This window comes from Burkholderia sp. AU15512, from assembly GCF_002223325.1.
GTDB lineage: Bacteria > Pseudomonadota > Gammaproteobacteria > Burkholderiales > Burkholderiaceae > Burkholderia.
Window position 1 is genome coordinate 1,699,958 of record NZ_NKEX01000006.1, and the last position, 16,218, is coordinate 1,716,175.

Below are 16,218 nucleotides of genomic sequence, written 5' to 3' on the forward strand. Positions count from 1 at the left end.
GCGCGCCGGCCCGCATTCGATCGACTTCAGTTCAGCCTGCCGCCCGCCGCGCATGCACGCGCGGCGCAAGCAGACACCCTTTTCGTCGTCACACCGCTTTACGGAGACATCCATGAACGCCGCAGTTCCCCAGACCACCCTCGCCCTGCCCACCGCCAAGCTGCTGATCGACGGCGCGTTCGTCGAATCGCAAAGCGCCGAATGGGGCGACATCGTCAACCCGGCGACGCAGGAAGTAATCGGTCGCGTGCCGTTTGCGACGCTCGACGAGGTCGATGCCGCGATCGCGTCCGCGCAACGCGCGTTCCAGACCTGGAAGACGACGCCGATCGGCGCGCGGCTGCGCATCATGCTGAAGTTCCAGGATCTCGTGCGCCGCAATCTCGAACGGATCGCGCACACGCTGACGGCCGAGCAAGGCAAGACGCTGCCCGACGCGCAGGGCGACATCTTCCGCGGCCTCGAAGTGGTCGAGCATGCGTGCTCGATCGGCACGCTGCAGCAAGGCGAATTCGCGGAGAACGTCGCGGGCGGCGTCGATACCTACACGCTGCGCCAGCCGATCGGCGTGTGCGCGGGCATCACGCCGTTCAACTTCCCCGGCATGATCCCGCTGTGGATGTTCCCGATGGCGATCGTGTGCGGCAACACGTTCGTGCTGAAGCCGTCGGAGCAGGACCCGCTGTCGACGATGCAGCTCGTCGAGCTCGCGATCGAGGCCGGCGTGCCGCAGGGCGTGCTGAACGTCGTGCACGGCGGCAAGACGGTGGTCGACCGTCTCTGCACGCATCCGGACATCAAGGCGATCTCGTTCGTCGGCTCGACGCGCGTCGGCACGCACGTGTACAACCTCGGCAGCCAGCACGGCAAGCGCGTGCAGTCGATGATGGGCGCGAAGAACCACGCGGTCGTGCTGCCCGATGCGCACCGCGAGCAATCGATCAACGCACTCGTCGGCGCGGGCTTCGGCGCGGCCGGCCAGCGCTGCATGGCGACGTCGGTCGTCGTGCTGGTGGGCAAGGCACGCGACTGGCTGCCCGAACTCGTCGCGAAGGCGAAGGCGCTGAAGGTCAATGCGGGCGCTGAAGCCGGCACGGACGTCGGGCCGGTCGTGTCGAAGGCGGCGAAGGAACGCATCCTGTCGCTGATCGATGCGGGCGTGAAGGAAGGCGCGACGCTGTTGCTCGACGGCCGCAACGTGAAGGTGCCCGGCTACGAGCAGGGCAACTTCGTCGGCCCGACGATCTTCTCGGGCGTGACGACCGACATGTCGATCTACACGGAGGAAATCTTCGGGCCGGTGGTGGTCGTGCTCGAAGCCGACACGCTCGACGAAGCGATCGCGCTCGTCAACCGCAATCCGATGGGCAACGGCGTGGGCCTGTTCACGCAGAGCGGCGCGGCCGCACGCAAGTTCCAGAGCGAGATCGACATCGGCCAGGTCGGCATCAACATCCCGATCCCGGTGCCGGTGCCCTACTTCAGCTTCACCGGCTCGCGCGGCTCGAAGCTCGGCGATCTCGGCCCGTACGGCAAGCAGGTCGTGCAGTTCTATACGCAGACGAAGACGGTCACCGCGCGCTGGTTCGACGACGACGCGACGGCCGGCGGCGTGAACACGACGATCGCGCTGCGCTGACCCGGAGAGCCTGCACATGGAAATCGCATTCATCGGACTCGGCAACATGGGCGGCCCGATGGCCGCCAACCTGCTGAAAGCCGGCCACGCGCTGACGGTGTTCGACCTCGACGCGCACGCAGTCGACGTCGCGGTACGCGCCGGCGCGACGGCCGCCGGCTCGCCGCGTGAAGCGGCCGCGCGCGGCGCCGTCGTGATCACGATGCTGCCGGCTGCGCAGCACGTGCGCGCGGTCTACCTCGGCGACGACGGCGTGCTGGCCGGCGCACGCGCCGGCGCTGCGCTGATCGACTGCAGCACGATCGATCCGGGCACTGTGCGCGCGGTGGCCGAGGCCGCCGCGCAGCGCGGCTTCCCGCTCGCCGACGCGCCCGTGTCGGGCGGCACGGGCGGCGCGCAGGCCGGCACGCTGACCTTCATGGTCGGCGCCGACGCCGCGCTGTTCGAGCGCATCCGCCCCGTGCTGCTCGACATGGGGAAAAACGTCGTGCAGTGCGGCGGCACGGGCACCGGGCAGATCGCGAAGATCTGCAACAACCTGCTGCTCGGGATCTCGATGATGGGCGTATCGGAAGCGATGGCGCTCGGCGCGGCGCTCGGGATCGATCCGGCCGTGCTGGCCGGCATCATCAATACGTCGACCGGCCGCTGCTGGAGCTCGGACGCGTACAACCCGTATCCGGGCGTGAGCGACACCGCGCCGGCCGCGCGCGGCTACGCGGGCGGGTTCGCGGCGAACCTGATGCTGAAGGATCTCGGGCTCGCGACCGAAGCGGCGCGCAGCGCCCATCAGCCGGTGTGGATGGGCGCGCTCGCGCAGCAGCTCTATCAGTCGATGAGCCAGCAGGGGCTCGGGACGCTCGACTTCTCCGCGTGCGTGAAGCTGTACGAGGCGCAGCCGGCGTAACCGCCGCCGCCCGCACCGGACGTGCGTCGACCCGCGATGTGCCGGAACGGCATCGCGGGTCGTTTTGCATGCGGGGGAAGGAAAACGTGCGGCACGGACGCGGCGTCAACGCCGCCGGTCGCTCAACCGCGCGGGTTCGACGCCGTCTCGAAGGTCGGATGGCACTCGAACGCGAGTTCGGAGCGCGCGCCGACACGGCTGCCGCTGGTCAGCGATTCCTGCTTCATGCTCGCGCGCATGCCGCGCTGCGTGCAGTAGTTGGTGGCTTCGTCGACGGCCTTCGTATGGGCGTCGGCCCACGTCGTCGACACGCCGACCGTGCGCGTCGTCACGGTAAACACGTTCGGGTTCGACGTCGCGGTCACGTCGGAAGCGGTCGAACACGCGGCGAGCAAGCATACGGCAGCCGCGACGGTCAACCATCGCAAGGTTCGAAAGGATACTGGAATGGACATGGGGGGCAGGCGCGCGCCGTTCGACGCGCATTGAGCAACATAGGCGACAGTATGCCTGCTCGATCGCCGGAGATCATGCCCCTTTCAGTGAACACATTGTTTCGAATGGTTAAACGATGATGAAAATGGGGCAATATTTCCGCCCCCGTTCCGGGTCGGATCGCGCCAACGGGTAGTTTTGCCCGGTTGCCCGGTTGCCCGGTTGCCCGGTTGCCCGTCGCCCGTCGCCCGTCGCCCGTCGCCCGCAGCCCGTTGCCTGGCAGCCGATCAGTGTGCAACTTCCTGGCGGATTCGTGCCGACGCCTCCGCCAGGTTCCGCCACGCCGGCTGCCCCGGCGCGTAGCGGGCACGGATGTACGCGGCCAGCTCGGCCATCTGCCGGTCGTCGAATGCGTCGCCGAAGCCCGGCATGTAGCCGAGTTCGCCGGTGGCCGGCTGGTCGATCCCGTGATGCAGCACGCGCAGCAGGTTGTCCGGCGCGGCCTGGCTGACGCTCGTGTTGAGCCCCATCAGCGGGCGTACGCCGAAATGCCCGACGCCGCCCGATTCCGCATGACAGACCGCACACGCGGCGTCGAACGCCCGGCGACCGTTCTCGAGGCCGAGCGTCGCGACGGTTTCCGCGCCGCGCGCCTGCCGGGCGGCCGCGTCGGCGGCGGCCGCTGTGTCGACCGGCGGCGACAACGACGCGAGATAGTGTGCGATCGCCTGGACGTCGGCCTCCGGCAGCGACGCGAGCCCCGCGACGACGGGCGCCATCGGCCCGGCCGCGACGCCATGCTGCGCGGAGAAGCCCGTGCGCAGGTAATCGAACAGCGCGCCTTCGGTCCACGGCACCGGCGAAGCCGGCGACGCGACGAGCGGCGGCGCGACCCAGCCCTCGGCCTCGCCGCCCGACAGGTACGCCAAACCGCCCTTCTCCGCACCCAGCGCATTGCGCGGCGTATGGCACGCGCCGCAATGCCCGGCGCCGTCGACCAGATACTTGCCGCGATTCCACGTCGCGGAGCGTGCCGGATCCGGCGCGAACGGCCGCGCATCGTGAAACAGCCAGTTCCAGCCGGCGACGAGGCGCCGCTGGTCGAGCGGAAACGGCAGCTTGGTCTTCGGCGGCTCGTGCTTCACCGGCGGCTGCGACATCAGGTACGCATAGAGCGCGAGCAGGTCGGGTTCGCTCAGCTTCGCGAACGCCGTGTACGGGAACGCCGGGTACAGGTGCGTACCGTCGCGCGAGATGCCTTCGCGCATCGCGCGCGCGAACGCCGGATACGACCATGTGCCGATGCCGGTGTCCGGATCGGGCGTGAGGTTCGTCGTGTAGATCGTGCCGAACGGCGTATCGAGCGCGAGCCCGCCCGCGTTGGTCGCACCGCCGGGCGCCGTGTGGCACACCGCGCAGTCGCCGGCGAGGGCGACCAGGCGGCCGCGCTCGAGCGTCGCCGCGCTCCACATCGCGCCGTCCGCGCCGCCGGGCGCAACGGGTGCGATGGACGCAGGGCCCGGCAGGATCGCGCAGGCCAGGCCGATCAGCCCGCCGACCACCCCGCCCACGCCGCCGCCGGCCAGCCAGCGGCGCCAGCGTGAGGCGCGACGCGGGTCGCGGCGCCCCGCTTCCGCGGAATCGGCCGCCACCGGTCGCGCGAGCGCCGCGCGAATGCGCGCGGCGTCGAACGGCGGTGCGCGAAACCGCACACCCGTCGCGTCGTACAGTGCGTTCGCGATCGCCGCCGCCGCGGGCGCCGCCGCCTGCTCGATCCGGCGCGCGTCGTGCACGGACAGCTCCCCGTGCGCGCGATGGGCCGTGTCCGTGCCGTCGAACGCAATCAGTTCATGAGCGACCGCATCCGGCTGCGCACCCATGCCGGTTTCGTCGTGCGCGGGCCGCGCGGACAGGCGCGCCCCCATCACGCGCGAAATCGCCGCCTCGATCTGCCATGCGGGCAAGCCGGCCATCGACGCGTCGCCCGGTGCGCCGGCACCCTGCCCGGCCACGACGCGCCGCACCGCGACGTCGCCCGTCGCGCGGTCGACATCGAGATCCACGACCCATGCGGACCAGCGCGCATCGTCGTCGCCTGTTGCGTCGGCGGCCGACTGCGGGTTGCCGGAAGGCGCCGCGGCGCCATCGAAAGCGAAGCCGCGCCCGCTCAGGCGCGCATGAGCATCCGGGTCGACCGCGGCCGGTGCGCCCCATGCCGCACGCTCGCTGACCATCCGGATGATCTCGCGCGGCCCCGCGTCCCGCGCGGCATCGAGATGCTGCAGGCGCAACGCAACCGGATCGCGCCGCAACGCGCCTGCGAGTTCGTCGACGAAGGATTCGCGCGCGAACACGTGCGCGTGCCCGGGAATCGTGTGGCCGGCATCGGCGAGTTCGATCGACGTCTGCGCGTGCCGGTAGACGAACGGCTCGGTCGGGCCGGAATCCGCGCGTTCGGTCTGCGCACCGTGCGGCGCGTGACGATCGTCCGTGGCCGCCTGCGCGCGATAGCGCCAGGTCGTCATCCGCCCGTCGGCCGCGGTCCGCGTTTCGACGTCGAGCGATACCTGCGCGTCTGCGTGTGTATCGCCGATCGGCCAGCTATAGCGCGCGTGGTGCGCGCGCCATGCATCGGCGCCGACTTCGTCGCGCGGCTCGGCGCCCGTCACGCGCTCCGGTGCGACGGGCAAACCCGCGTCAGGCTTCATCGCCGCCTCGCAGGTAGCGTGCCGCGCGATGCACGGCGCGGATGATTTCCAGGTGCGTGCCGCAGCGGCACAGATTGAAGCGCAACGCATCGCGGATCGCCGCGTCGTCCGGCGCGGGATGGCGGTCTAGCAGCGCCTTCGTGCTCATGATCATCCCGTTCAGGCAATAGCCGCACTGCGCGGCCTGCTCGTCGATGAACGCGCGCTGGATCGGATGCGGCGCGTCGTGCGACCCGAGCCCTTCCAGCGTCGTGACGTCGCGCCCGTGCGCGGCGGCGGCCGGCACGACGCACGAACGCGTCGCCTGCCCGTCGACCAGCACCGTGCATGCGCCGCACTGCCCGAGCCCGCAGCCGTACTTCGGGCCATTGAGCGCGCAGTCGTTGCGCAGGACCAGCAGCAGCGGTGCGTCGGGCGCGGCATCGTCGAAGGTGTGCGGCGTGCCGTTCACGCGAAACGTCAGCGGCCGCGATGGGGAAGCGGGATGGGACATGAAGGGATCCGGAATGCGGCGGGCGACCGGCAGCGGGCACTGCCGCCGGCGCGCGCCTGACATATAACACGCCGAAAAACACACGGCCCGGCGCATCGGCGCTCGCGACGCCGACGGCTCAGCAGCGGCCGGCGCGGGCACCGCGTACGCGTCAGGCCACGGCCGCGACGATGTTGCGCGACGGCGAGACGAGCGGCACGTCGAACACGTCGTAGCCGAACACCCACGAGGGATCCTCGTTCGTGCGCAGCCACGTGTTGTTGTGCGACACGAGCTGCACCTTCGACGCACGCGCCGCGCGATTCGCCTCGTACAACGCGAACGCACCCGCGTAGTCGCTGACGCCGACTTCATCGAGGCAGCGCGCGAGCATCGCCGCATCCTCGATCGCCATCGCGGCGCCCTGCGCCATGTGCGGTTTCATCGGATGGCACGCGTCGCCGAGCAGCACGAGGCGGCCGCGGCTCCACAACGGCAGCGGATCGCGCTCGAGCAGCGGCCACTTGGTGATCGACGGCGACACGTCGATCAGGTGCTGGATGTCGGCATGGAAACCCGCGAACGCCTCGCGCATTTCATCACGGCTGCTGTCGACCATCGACACGCCTTCGGGCCATTCGGCCTGCGGCACGCCGGTCACGTAGTAATACTCGTCGCGCTTCTCGGTCACGTAGTAGACCATCATGTGGCGATCCTCCGACCACCACTTCACGCACATGTCGTACGGCTTGTTGCCGAGCAGCGACGCCGGGAACACCGCGCGGTGCGCGACGTAGCCCGTATAGCGCGGCGGTTCCGCGCCGAGCAGGTGCTCGCGGATCCGCGAATTCACGCCGTCCGCGCCGATCACGATGTCGGCCGTCTCGACGCTGCCGTCGGTGAACGTCAGGCGCACCGCGTCGCCGGTGTCCTCCACCGCCGCGAGCCGCTTGCCGAAGCGGATCGTGCCGGGCGTCACCGCCTGCGTCATCAATGCATGGAAATCGCCGCGATGCACGGTCAGGTAGCGCGCGCCGTAGGCGTTGCGCGCGTAGTCGCCGAGCGGGATCTGCGCGAGCACGTCGGCCGTCTTCCAGTCGCGGCTGTACCAGTAATCCGGATGCGAACCCATCGTCTCCAGCGCGTCCTCGCAGCCGATGCGCCGCATGATCTTCATCACGTTCGGGCCGAGGTGGATGCCCGCGCCGAGGCGCGAGAACGCCGGCGCCTGCTCGTACAGCGCGACGTCGTAGCCGCCGCGCTGCAGCAGCGCCGCGGCGGCCGTGCCGCCGAGACCGGCGCCGATGATTGCGATACGGGGTGTGCTCATGCGGATCTCCTGATCGTGGGCCCGTGGCCGAGCGCGGCGCGAGAACGGGCGGATTGAATGGCGTTTATGTAGCGTACACACTCAATTTATTCAGGACAAGCGGATTGTCGTCAGCGGCAACTGCATTCGGGAAAACACCAATAATTCCATGAATAACCGCACCACAAAGCGATACACGCAAGATCGACGTCATTTTGATCCATTGCCATTTTAAAATGTACACACTAGACTTTGCTCGACATCCGGCGATCCCGCACCCGCGTGCCGCCCCACCCTTACCGACACGGAGCCTTCCGTCATGAGCAAGACCTACCGCATCGGCCAGATCGTGCCGAGTTCCAACACGACGATGGAAACCGAGATTCCCGCGATGCTGCGGCTGCGCGAAGCGATCCGCCCCGAGCGCTTCACGTATCACTCGAGCCGGATGCGGATGAAGAAGGTCGTCAAGGAAGAACTCGCGGCGATGGACGCCGAATCCGACCGCTGCGCGGTGGAACTGAGCGACGCGCGCGTCGACGTGCTCGGCTACGCGTGCCTGGTCGCGATCATGGCGATGGGGCACGGTTATCACCGCGTGTCACAGGCGCGCCTGACGAAGCACACGGCGGACAACGGCGCGCAGGCGCCGGTGCTGACGAGTGCGGGCGCGCTCGTCGACGCACTGAAGGTGATCGGCGCGAAGCGGATCGTCGTCGTCGCGCCGTACATGCTGCCGCTGACCGAACTCGTGGTCGACTACATCCGCAACGAAGGCTTTGACGTGCTTGCGTACCGCGCGCTGGAGATCCCCGACAACCTCGACGTCGGCCGCCACGATCCGGCGCGCCTGCCCGACATCGTGAAGACGCTGCCGTACCAGGACGCCGATGCGATCGTGCTGTCCGCCTGCGTGCAGATGCCGTCGCTGCCGGCCGTCGCGAAGGTCGAGGCGATGACGGGCAAGCCCGTGATCACGGCCGCGATCGCGACGACCTACGCGATGCTGCGCGAACTCGACCTCGAGCCGATCGTGCCCGGCGCCGGCGCGCTGCTGTCCGGCGCGTACTGAGCACGGCCCTTTAGACGGAGTCCCTTCATGCCCTCGACTTTCCTGTATGGCGCGAACATCCGCGCGAACGGCATCCGCCAGCACTACCTGCGCTACGGCGGCGCGACCGGCGCGCGCGCTTCGCGCCCGGCGATCGTGCTGATTCCCGGCATCACGAGCCCCGCGATCACGTGGGGTTTCGTCGGCGAAGTATTCGGCGCGGCGTTCGATACCTACGTGCTCGACGTGCGCGGCCGCGGGCTGTCCGACGCGTCGCCGTCGCTCGACTACAGCCTCGACGCACAGGCCCACGACGTCGCGGCGCTCGTCGCCGCGCTCGGCCTGCCGCGCACCAGCCTCGTCGGCCATTCGATGGGCGCGCGGATCGCCGCGCGCGCCGCGCGGCGCGGCATCCACGGGCTCGAATCGGTCGTGCTCGTCGATCCGCCCGTGTCGGGCCCGAACCGCCGCGACTATCCGGGCAAGCTGCCGTGGTACATCGACTCGATGGCGCTCGCGCGCGCCGGCACCGACGCCGAAGGCATGCGCGCGTTCTGCCCGACCTGGACCGACGCCGAACTGCAGTTGCGCGCCGAATGGCTGCACACCTGCGACGAGCGCGCGGTGCGCGCGTCCTACGAAGGCTTTCATACCGACGATTTCCACGCGGACGCCGCGCAACTGGCCGTGCCGTCGCTGCTGATCACGGCCGAACGCGGCGACGTGGTGCGCGACGACGACGTCGCCGAACTGCAGCGCGCGACGCCGTCGATGCGGCACGTGCGCGTGCCCGACGCCGGCCACATGATTCCGTGGGACAACGCAGCGGGCTTCTATGCGGCGTTCGGCGACTTCCTCGGCGCGCCGCTCGCGGCCTGACCCTGACCTCCCTTCCCCTCACGCCTTTACCGGAGCCGACGATGCCAGTCAGCGATTCCCAACTGATCGACGCGTGGAAGCAGGTGCTCACGCTGTCGCGCCTCGAACCGGGCCAGACCGTCACGATCCTGACGAGTGCGGCCACCCATCCGCAGACGCTGTCGTGCGCGCTGATCGCGACGCAAACGATGGGCGCGATCGTCAACCGCCTCGACTTGCCGCCGGTGAACGGCGACAAGGCGTTCAGCCGCGACCCGCTCGCGTATCTCGGCACGACGCCGCTGACCGGCAACAAGGCCGCGATCGCCGCGCTGCGCGAGAGCGACCTCGTGCTCGACCTGATGACGCTGCTGTTCTCGCCCGAGCAACACGAGATCCTCAAATCCGGCACGAAAATCCTGCTCGCGGTCGAGCCGCCCGAAGTGCTCGTGCGGATGGTGCCGACGCTGGCCGACCGCACGCGCGTGCTCGCCGCGGCGAAACGGATCGCCGCCGCCCGCGAGATGCGCGTGACGTCGGCGGCCGGCACCGCGCTCGTGTGCCCGCTCGGCGAGTTCCCGCCGACGGCCGAATACGGCTTCGTCGACGCGCCGGGCCGCTGGGACCACTGGCCGAGCGGCTTCGCGCTGACCTACCCGAACGACCGCACCGCGCGCGGCACGATCGTGATCGACCGCGGCGACATCCTGCTGCCGCAGAAGCACTACGTGCGCGAACCCATCGCGCTGACCGTCGAAGGCGGCTATGCGACGCGCATCGAAGGCGGTGTCGACGCCGATCTGCTGCGCGACTACATGGAGACCTTCGCCGACCCCGAAGGCTATGCGATCTCGCATATCGGCTGGGGGCTGCAGCCGCGTGCGCGCTGGTCGACGCTCGGGCTGTACGACCGCGAGGCGACGATCGGGATGGACGCGCGCGCGTTCGAGGGCAACTTCCTGTTCTCGCTCGGCCCGAACAACGAAGGCGGCGGCAACCGCACGACCACCTGCCATATCGACATCCCGCTGCGCCGCTGCACCGTAGAACTCGACGGCGCGACCGTCGTGCGCGACGGCCGCGTGATCGATCGACCCGCTCAACCCGCCTGACCAACGAGTGCCCCACACCATGAACGATCTTTCCCGTCACGCCGAAGCGAACGTCTATCGCCAGCAGGGCTTCGGCACGCCGCTGCCGCCGCACGGCAACCTCGGCCTGCTGATCGTCGACTTCGTGGTCGGCTTCGCCGATCCCGCGACGTTCGGCGGCGGCAACATCGCACCGGCGATCGCGCGCACGACGCGTGCGCTCGCGCTCGCGCGCGAACGCGGCTGGCCCGTCGCGCACAGCCGCATCGTGTATGCGGAAGACGGCAGCGACGACAACGTGTTCTCGCTGAAGGTGCCCGGCATGGCGACGCTGACCGAGCACCATCCGAACAGCGCGATCGTGCCGGAGCTCACGCCCGCGCCCGGCGAACTCGTCGTGCGCAAGACGGTGCCGTCGGCATTCTTCGGCACGCAACTGGCGCCGTGGCTCGCGCAACGTGCGGTGCAGACGCTGCTCGTCGCGGGCGCCGTGACGAGCGGCTGCGTGCGCGCAAGCGTGGTCGACGCGATGTCGCACGGGTTCCGCCCGCTCGTGCTCGCCGACTGTGTCGGCGATCGCGCGATCGCGCCGCACGACGCGAACCTGTTCGACATGCAGCAGAAATACGCGGCGGTGATGCCGCTCGACGATGCGATCGCGGCGATCGATGCGGTGCAGGCACGCGCACGCTGAATCGTCACGGCGGGCCTACGGCGTGACCAACCGACGCCCGCCCGCGCGATTGACGCTGCGCTTTTGGCGGCCTAGATTGGGGACGCGCGCGCTCGCGACGGTCACCGTCATGGCGCTCGACGCACACCGCGAACAGGACACCCGGGCCGCCGCCCGCCTCGCCCCGCGTACGCTGCATCCGGCCGCGCGCCGCCTCTCCCTCGATAGGATCCTTCATCCGTGAACCGCTCCGAACTGCTCGCGCGCAACGGCTGCCTTACCGTGATCCGGCCGCCCGCGCCGCCCGTCACGCCGGCGCCCGGCCAGCCGGGCAGCCTGTCGTCCTACGTGCCGGCGCTGCCGGAAGTATTCGTCGCGATCCTCGACGACGGCCGCATCCTCGCGTTCAACGGTCACGTCGATCTCGGCACCGGCATCCGCACGTCGCTCGCGCAGATCGTCGCCGAGGAACTCGACGTGCCGGCCGCGCGCGTGACGATGGTGCTCGGCGACACGGCCGCGACACCGAACCAGGGCCCGACCATTGCGAGCGCGACGATCCAGATTTCCGCGACGCCGCTGCGCTGCGCGGCCGCGCAGGCGCGGCATGCACTGCTGGCGCTCGCGGCCGAACGCTTCGGCGTCGCTGCAGAACGGCTGGCCGTCGACGATGGAACGATTTCGTCCGATGGACAGGCGATCACGTTCGCCGCGCTCGTCGCCGCGCACCGGATCGCGCTGACGCTGGACCTGAACACCCGCACGAAAGATCCCGCCCTGTACCGGATCGTCGGCAAGCCGTCGCCGCGCGTCGACCTGCCCGCGAAGGCAACCGGCCAGCTCACGTTCGTGCACGACATGCGCGTGCCGGGCATGCTGCACGGCCGCGTCGTGCGGCCGCCGTATGCGGGGCATGACAGCGGTTCGTTCGTCGGCACGTCGCTCGTCGACGTCGATCGCGCATCGGTGGCCGACGTGCCGGGGCTCGTGGCCGTCGTCGCGATCGGCGATTTCGTCGGCGTGGTGGCCGAGCGTGAGGAACACGCGATCCGCGCGGCGCGCCAGTTGCGCGTGACATGGCGTCCGCTCCCCGCGCTGCCGCCGCTCGACGAACCGTCTGCCGCGATCGCCGCCGCGCCGGCCAGACGCCGCGTGCTGCTCGACGAAGGCGACGTCGACGCGGCGCGAGCGCAGCCCGACACGATCACGCTGTCGCGCACCTATGCGTGGCCGTTCCAGATGCACGGCTCGATCGGCCCGTCCTGCGCGCTCGCCGACTATCGCGAGCCGGGCAACGGCCGGATCACCGTGTGGTCCGGCACGCAGAATCCCGTATCGCTGCGCTACGACCTCGCGACGCTCGTCGCGCGCGACGAAGCCGATTTCGACGTGGTGCGGATGGAAGCGGCCGGTTGCTACGGCCGCAACGGCGCGGACGACGTGTGCAGCGACGCGCTGCTGCTGTCGCGCGCGGTCGGCCGCCCGGTGCGTGTGCAACTGTCGCGCGCCGACGAACATCTGTGGGAACCGAAAGGCGCGGGCCAGCTGATGCAGGTGACCGGCACCGTCACGCGCGACGGCCGCCTGCTCGGCTACGACTTCACGACGCGCTACCCGTCGAACGACGCGCCGCTGCTCGCGGCGCTGCTGACCGGCACGATCGCGCCCGCGCCGCGCGTGTTCGAGATGGGCGACCGCACGGCCGTGTCGCCGTATGCGAGCCCGCATCGCCGCTTCGTCTGCGAGGACCTTGCCCCGCTCGTGCGTGCGTCGTGGCTGCGCGGCGTGTCGGCATTGCCGAACTCGTTCGCGCATGATGCGTTCGCCGACGAATGCGCGGCGCTGACCGGCGTCGACCCGCTTGCGTTCCGGCTGCGCCACCTGCAGGACGCGCGCGCGACCGAACTGCTGCAGGCCGTGGCCGATCGTGCGGGCTGGACGCCACGCGTGCGGCGCACGCCGCATGAACCCGAGCCGTCGCGGCTGGTGCGCGGCCGCGGGATCGCCTACGCGCGCTACGTGCACAGCCGCTTCCCCGGCTTCGGCGCGGCGTGGTCGGCATGGGTCGTCGACCTGAGCGTCGATCGCGTGTCGGGCGAGGTCCGCATCGAACGCGTCACGGTCGGCCAGGACACGGGCACGATGATCAACCCCGACGGCGTGCGCCACCAGATCCACGGCAACGTGATCCAGGTATTGAGCCGCACGTTGAAGGAGCGCGTGCGCTTCGCCGACGGCAAGGTCGCGTCGCGCGAATGGGCGAGCTATCCGATCCTGACCTTCGCGGAAGTGCCGGACGTCGACGTCGTGCTGATGCCGAGGCAAGGCGAGCCGCCGCTCGGCGCGGGAGAATCGGCGTCGGTGCCGGGCCCGGCCGCCGTCGCGAACGCGTTGTTCGATGCGACCGGCGTGCGGTTCTACACGCCGCCGTTTACGCCGGAGACGGTCCGGGCGGCGTTACGCGACGCAGGCAGGTTGATGACGGCCGACGCGGCCGGTACGCACGCGGCAACCCGCACGGCTTGAAGGCGGCCCGCTGCATCGCGGGATCAAGCCGGCCGACGAACGGGCCAACAAGCGGGCGGGCCAGACGGGCATGCCGCCCCGCGAGCGACACGCATCACGCGTCGCCGTCTTCTTCCATCATCTTGCGCAGCAGGAACTGCAGCGCGACCCGCTCGCCCGGATTGAGCGCGCCATACGTGCGCTCCGTCACCTGCCGCGCGAACGGCACCGTGCGGTCGATCAGCGCGAGGCCGCTCGCGGTGGCGCGCACGATCAGCTTGCGGCCGTCGTTCGGATCGGGCAGCACCTCGATCAGAGCGCGCGCCTTCAGCCGGTCGACCACGCCGCGAATCGTCGCCTGGTCGATCGCGGTCGCCTTGACGATGTCGTTCAGCGAGCACCCCTGGCGCTCCTTGACCGCGCACAGCGTGACGAACTGCGCGGCCGTGAGATCCGAATCGGGGATCGCTTCCTGGAAGATCGACACGTGCCGCTGATACGCGCGGCGCAGCAGGTGACCGACCTGGTCGTGAAAGTCGTAGGAATCCTTCGAAGACGCCATGAAAGTGCAGGCCCGCGCCGCATGTAAGGGAAAGACAAGCAGTGTACACCCTCAATTTGGCCCGACCGGCAGCCGGGGGGCCGCTTCATTGCGGTGCATCAGGATTCGCGGCACCCGGCGCGCCGCGTGCCTGACGATCGCCGGACGGCTGCGCGTTGCCCGCCGAGTACCGCGCAGCGACGGCAGGCAATGCGCGTTCGAACCCGCTGCCGCGCACGTGCTTGCGTGCATCGGCAGCTTTCCGTGCACACGCTGTATTTTTAAGCGCATACGCACGAATTTTGTGCATGACCTTGCGCGTTGGCCCCTCTTTAAAACCGCGTTCATTTCCCCAAAAAACCTCATCAAACACGCGGCTTTTCTCACGCAAACGCTTGCCTTCTCGCGGCCGGAATCGTGCCTGTGCGATTCGGTATTTTCTAGTGTGTACGCTATTTAATTGCCGTGATATACAGACTCCAGAGCGCAGCGGAGCGTCCGCTCGCGTCGATCGGCCACCCATTCATCCGTCACATTCGAACAGGGGCAATCCCATGTCTACCGCACACCCGAGCGCCGCCGTTTCCCCCGACGACGCGCTGCACGGCAATCTCTATCGCAAGGTCACGCTGCGCCTGATTACCCTCTTCTGCCTGTGCTACTTCGCGGCCTATCTCGACCGCATCAACATCGGGCTCGCGAAACTCCAGATGCTCGACGCGCTGAAGTTCAGCGATACCGTGTACGGGCTCGGCGCCGGCCTGTTCTTCGCCGGCTACATCCTGTTCGAAGTCCCGAGCAACCTGGTGCTGCAACGCGTCGGCGCGAAGCTGTGGATCGCGCGGATCATGATCACGTGGGGCCTGCTGTCGGGTGCGACGATGTTCGTGCACACGCCGACGCAGTTCTACCTCGTGCGCTTCCTGCTCGGCGCGGCCGAGGCCGGCTTCCTGCCCGGCGTGCTGCTGTACCTGACGCAGTGGTATCCCGATGCGCGCCGCGCGCGGATCGTCGCGCTGTTCATGGTCGGGCTGCCGTTGTCGAGCATGATCGGCAGCCCGATCTCCGGGTGGATCATGCGCGCGTTCGACGGCACGCACGGGCTCGGCGGCTGGCAGTGGCTGTTCCTGCTCGAAGCGCTGCCTTCGGTGCTGCTCGGCTTCGCGGTGCTGCGCTGGCTGCCGAACAGCATCGAATCCGCACCGTGGCTGAACGCCGACGAGAAGCACGCATTGCGTGCGAACCTCGACGCCGATCCGTCCGGCAACAAGAGCCATGCGCTCGGCAAGGCGTTCTCCGATCCGAAGGTATGGGCGCTCGGCCTGATCGACCTGTGCGTGCTGCTCGGCCTCTATGCGGTGAGCTTCTGGCTGCCGACGATCCTGCGCGACACGGGCGTCAAGGATGCGTATCACATCGGCTGGCTGATGGTGATCCCGAATGCCGCGGCCGTGCTCGCCACGCTGTACTGCGGCGCCAGTTCCGACCGCGCGCGCGAACGCCGCTGGCATATCGTCGTGCCGTTCATGGTGTCGGCCGTCGCGCTGGCGATCGCGGCCTCGTCGTCGCACGGCACGTTCGGCACGGTGCTGCTGTTCTCGCTGATCAACGCGGGCGCGGCCGCCGCGATGCCGGTCGTCTGGGCACTGCCGTCGACGTTCCTGAAGGGCTCGGCCGCCGCCGGCGGGATCGCATTCGCGTGCTCGATCGCCAACCTCGGCGGGTTCGGCAGCACCTACTTCATCGGCTGGCTGCGCGACACGTTCCATTCGCAAAGCGCGGGGCTGTACGGTTTCGCCGCGTGCATGGTGATCGGCTGCGCCCTCGCGCTCGCCTATCCGGCCCGGCTCGTGAACCGCTGACGCAGCGCGTCGCGCACGCGACGCGGTCATTTTTACAACCGGCAACCGACAACCGCGCCGAGCGCGCGGTTCGCCCCGCGCCCCCTCTCACCCGCGCACGCCGCCCCTCCGGCGCGTGCGCGCCACCCGCCGCCGCTTCCCGCCCCCTTCCCGACGCCGTTCGCCGC

Annotated in this window: 14 protein-coding genes; 8 read left to right on the top strand and 6 right to left on the bottom strand. The window is 69.5% G+C overall.

Annotated elements, in window-relative coordinates:
- The first annotated feature begins 112 nt into the window (after positions 1-112).
- Complete coding sequence (locus tag CFB43_RS26915) at positions 113-1,639, top strand: CoA-acylating methylmalonate-semialdehyde dehydrogenase (RefSeq protein ID WP_089497284.1); 1,527 nt, start codon at positions 113-115, stop codon at positions 1,637-1,639.
- A gap of 16 nt (positions 1,640-1,655) precedes the next feature.
- Positions 1,656-2,546, top strand: coding sequence for a 3-hydroxyisobutyrate dehydrogenase (mmsB, locus tag CFB43_RS26920; protein WP_089497285.1), 891 nt, complete (start codon positions 1,656-1,658; stop codon positions 2,544-2,546).
- 122 nt (positions 2,547-2,668) lie between these two features.
- Here the strand turns inward: mmsB and CFB43_RS26925 are convergent, their stop codons facing one another.
- From CFB43_RS26925 to CFB43_RS26940, 4 genes are all read right to left on the bottom strand, one after another.
- The gene (locus CFB43_RS26925; protein WP_089474557.1) at positions 2,669-3,001 is read right to left on the bottom strand and encodes a hypothetical protein; all 333 of its coding nucleotides are present in this window, start codon (positions 2,999-3,001) and stop codon (positions 2,669-2,671) included.
- Between the two features lie 267 nt (positions 3,002-3,268).
- Entirely contained in the window at positions 3,269-5,689 is a 2,421-nt protein-coding gene (locus CFB43_RS26930) for a cytochrome c (RefSeq protein WP_089497286.1), read from the bottom strand.
- On the bottom strand, positions 5,679-6,182 hold the full coding sequence (locus CFB43_RS26935; RefSeq protein WP_089497287.1) for a (2Fe-2S)-binding protein: 504 nt from the start codon (positions 6,180-6,182) through the stop codon (positions 5,679-5,681). Before CFB43_RS26935 ends, CFB43_RS26930 begins: the two co-directional genes overlap by 11 nt.
- Positions 6,183-6,333: 151 nt before the next feature.
- Entirely contained in the window at positions 6,334-7,491 is a 1,158-nt protein-coding gene (locus CFB43_RS26940) for an FAD-dependent monooxygenase (RefSeq protein ID WP_089497288.1), read from the bottom strand.
- 298 nt (positions 7,492-7,789) lie between these two features.
- On the opposite strand from CFB43_RS26940, the gene CFB43_RS26945 reads away from it, so the two are divergent.
- The 5 genes from CFB43_RS26945 (at position 7,790) to CFB43_RS26965 (ending at position 13,669) form a co-directional block, all read left to right on the top strand.
- A complete protein-coding gene (locus CFB43_RS26945) occupies positions 7,790-8,542 on the top strand; it encodes a maleate cis-trans isomerase family protein (protein WP_060212471.1) in 753 nt (250 codons plus the stop codon).
- 27 nt (positions 8,543-8,569) lie between these two features.
- Complete coding sequence (locus CFB43_RS26950; protein WP_089497289.1) at positions 8,570-9,400, top strand: alpha/beta fold hydrolase; 831 nt, start codon at positions 8,570-8,572, stop codon at positions 9,398-9,400.
- Positions 9,401-9,441: 41 nt separating this feature from the next.
- Positions 9,442-10,491, top strand: coding sequence for a 2,5-dihydroxypyridine 5,6-dioxygenase (locus CFB43_RS26955; RefSeq protein ID WP_089497290.1), 1,050 nt, complete (start codon positions 9,442-9,444; stop codon positions 10,489-10,491).
- A 19-nt stretch (positions 10,492-10,510) separates the two neighbouring features.
- Positions 10,511-11,164 carry an isochorismatase family protein gene (locus CFB43_RS26960; protein WP_089497291.1) on the top strand — a complete coding sequence of 218 codons (654 nt, stop codon included), beginning with the start codon at positions 10,511-10,513 and terminating at the stop codon, positions 11,162-11,164.
- Between the two features lie 219 nt (positions 11,165-11,383).
- Entirely contained in the window at positions 11,384-13,669 is a 2,286-nt protein-coding gene (locus CFB43_RS26965) for a xanthine dehydrogenase family protein molybdopterin-binding subunit (RefSeq protein WP_089497292.1), read from the top strand.
- A gap of 94 nt (positions 13,670-13,763) precedes the next feature.
- Here the strand turns inward: CFB43_RS26965 and CFB43_RS26970 are convergent, their stop codons facing one another.
- Entirely contained in the window at positions 13,764-14,210 is a 447-nt protein-coding gene (locus CFB43_RS26970; protein ID WP_089497293.1) for a MarR family winged helix-turn-helix transcriptional regulator, read from the bottom strand.
- Between the two features lie 85 nt (positions 14,211-14,295).
- A complete protein-coding gene (locus CFB43_RS38540) occupies positions 14,296-14,580 on the bottom strand; it encodes a hypothetical protein (protein ID WP_179254911.1) in 285 nt (94 codons plus the stop codon).
- A gap of 163 nt (positions 14,581-14,743) precedes the next feature.
- Between CFB43_RS38540 and CFB43_RS26980 the strand changes: the two genes are divergently transcribed.
- Positions 14,744-16,051: an MFS transporter gene (locus tag CFB43_RS26980; protein ID WP_089497294.1), complete on the top strand. Its 1,308-nt coding sequence runs from the start codon at positions 14,744-14,746 to the stop codon at positions 16,049-16,051.
- Positions 16,052-16,218 lie beyond the last annotated feature (167 nt).

Excerpts from the sequence above, each read along its gene's own strand:
- CFB43_RS26970 (WP_089497293.1), bottom strand. The coding sequence starts at position 14,210 with ATGGCGTCTTCGAAGGATTCCTACGACTTTCACGACCAGGTCGGTCAC.
- CFB43_RS26935 (WP_089497287.1), bottom strand. The coding sequence starts at position 6,182 with ATGTCCCATCCCGCTTCCCCATCGCGGCCGCTGACGTTTCGCGTGAAC.
- CFB43_RS26950 (WP_089497289.1), top strand. The coding sequence starts at position 8,570 with ATGCCCTCGACTTTCCTGTATGGCGCGAACATCCGCGCGAACGGCATC.
- CFB43_RS26955 (WP_089497290.1), top strand. The coding sequence starts at position 9,442 with ATGCCAGTCAGCGATTCCCAACTGATCGACGCGTGGAAGCAGGTGCTC.
- CFB43_RS26925 (WP_089474557.1), bottom strand. The coding sequence starts at position 3,001 with ATGTCCATTCCAGTATCCTTTCGAACCTTGCGATGGTTGACCGTCGCG.
- CFB43_RS26930 (WP_089497286.1), bottom strand. The coding sequence starts at position 5,689 with ATGAAGCCTGACGCGGGTTTGCCCGTCGCACCGGAGCGCGTGACGGGC.
- mmsB (WP_089497285.1), top strand. The coding sequence starts at position 1,656 with ATGGAAATCGCATTCATCGGACTCGGCAACATGGGCGGCCCGATGGCC.
- CFB43_RS26960 (WP_089497291.1), top strand. The coding sequence starts at position 10,511 with ATGAACGATCTTTCCCGTCACGCCGAAGCGAACGTCTATCGCCAGCAG.
- CFB43_RS26915 (WP_089497284.1), top strand. The coding sequence starts at position 113 with ATGAACGCCGCAGTTCCCCAGACCACCCTCGCCCTGCCCACCGCCAAG.
- CFB43_RS26980 (WP_089497294.1), top strand. The coding sequence starts at position 14,744 with ATGTCTACCGCACACCCGAGCGCCGCCGTTTCCCCCGACGACGCGCTG.
- CFB43_RS26945 (WP_060212471.1), top strand. The coding sequence starts at position 7,790 with ATGAGCAAGACCTACCGCATCGGCCAGATCGTGCCGAGTTCCAACACG.
- CFB43_RS26940 (WP_089497288.1), bottom strand. The coding sequence starts at position 7,491 with ATGAGCACACCCCGTATCGCAATCATCGGCGCCGGTCTCGGCGGCACG.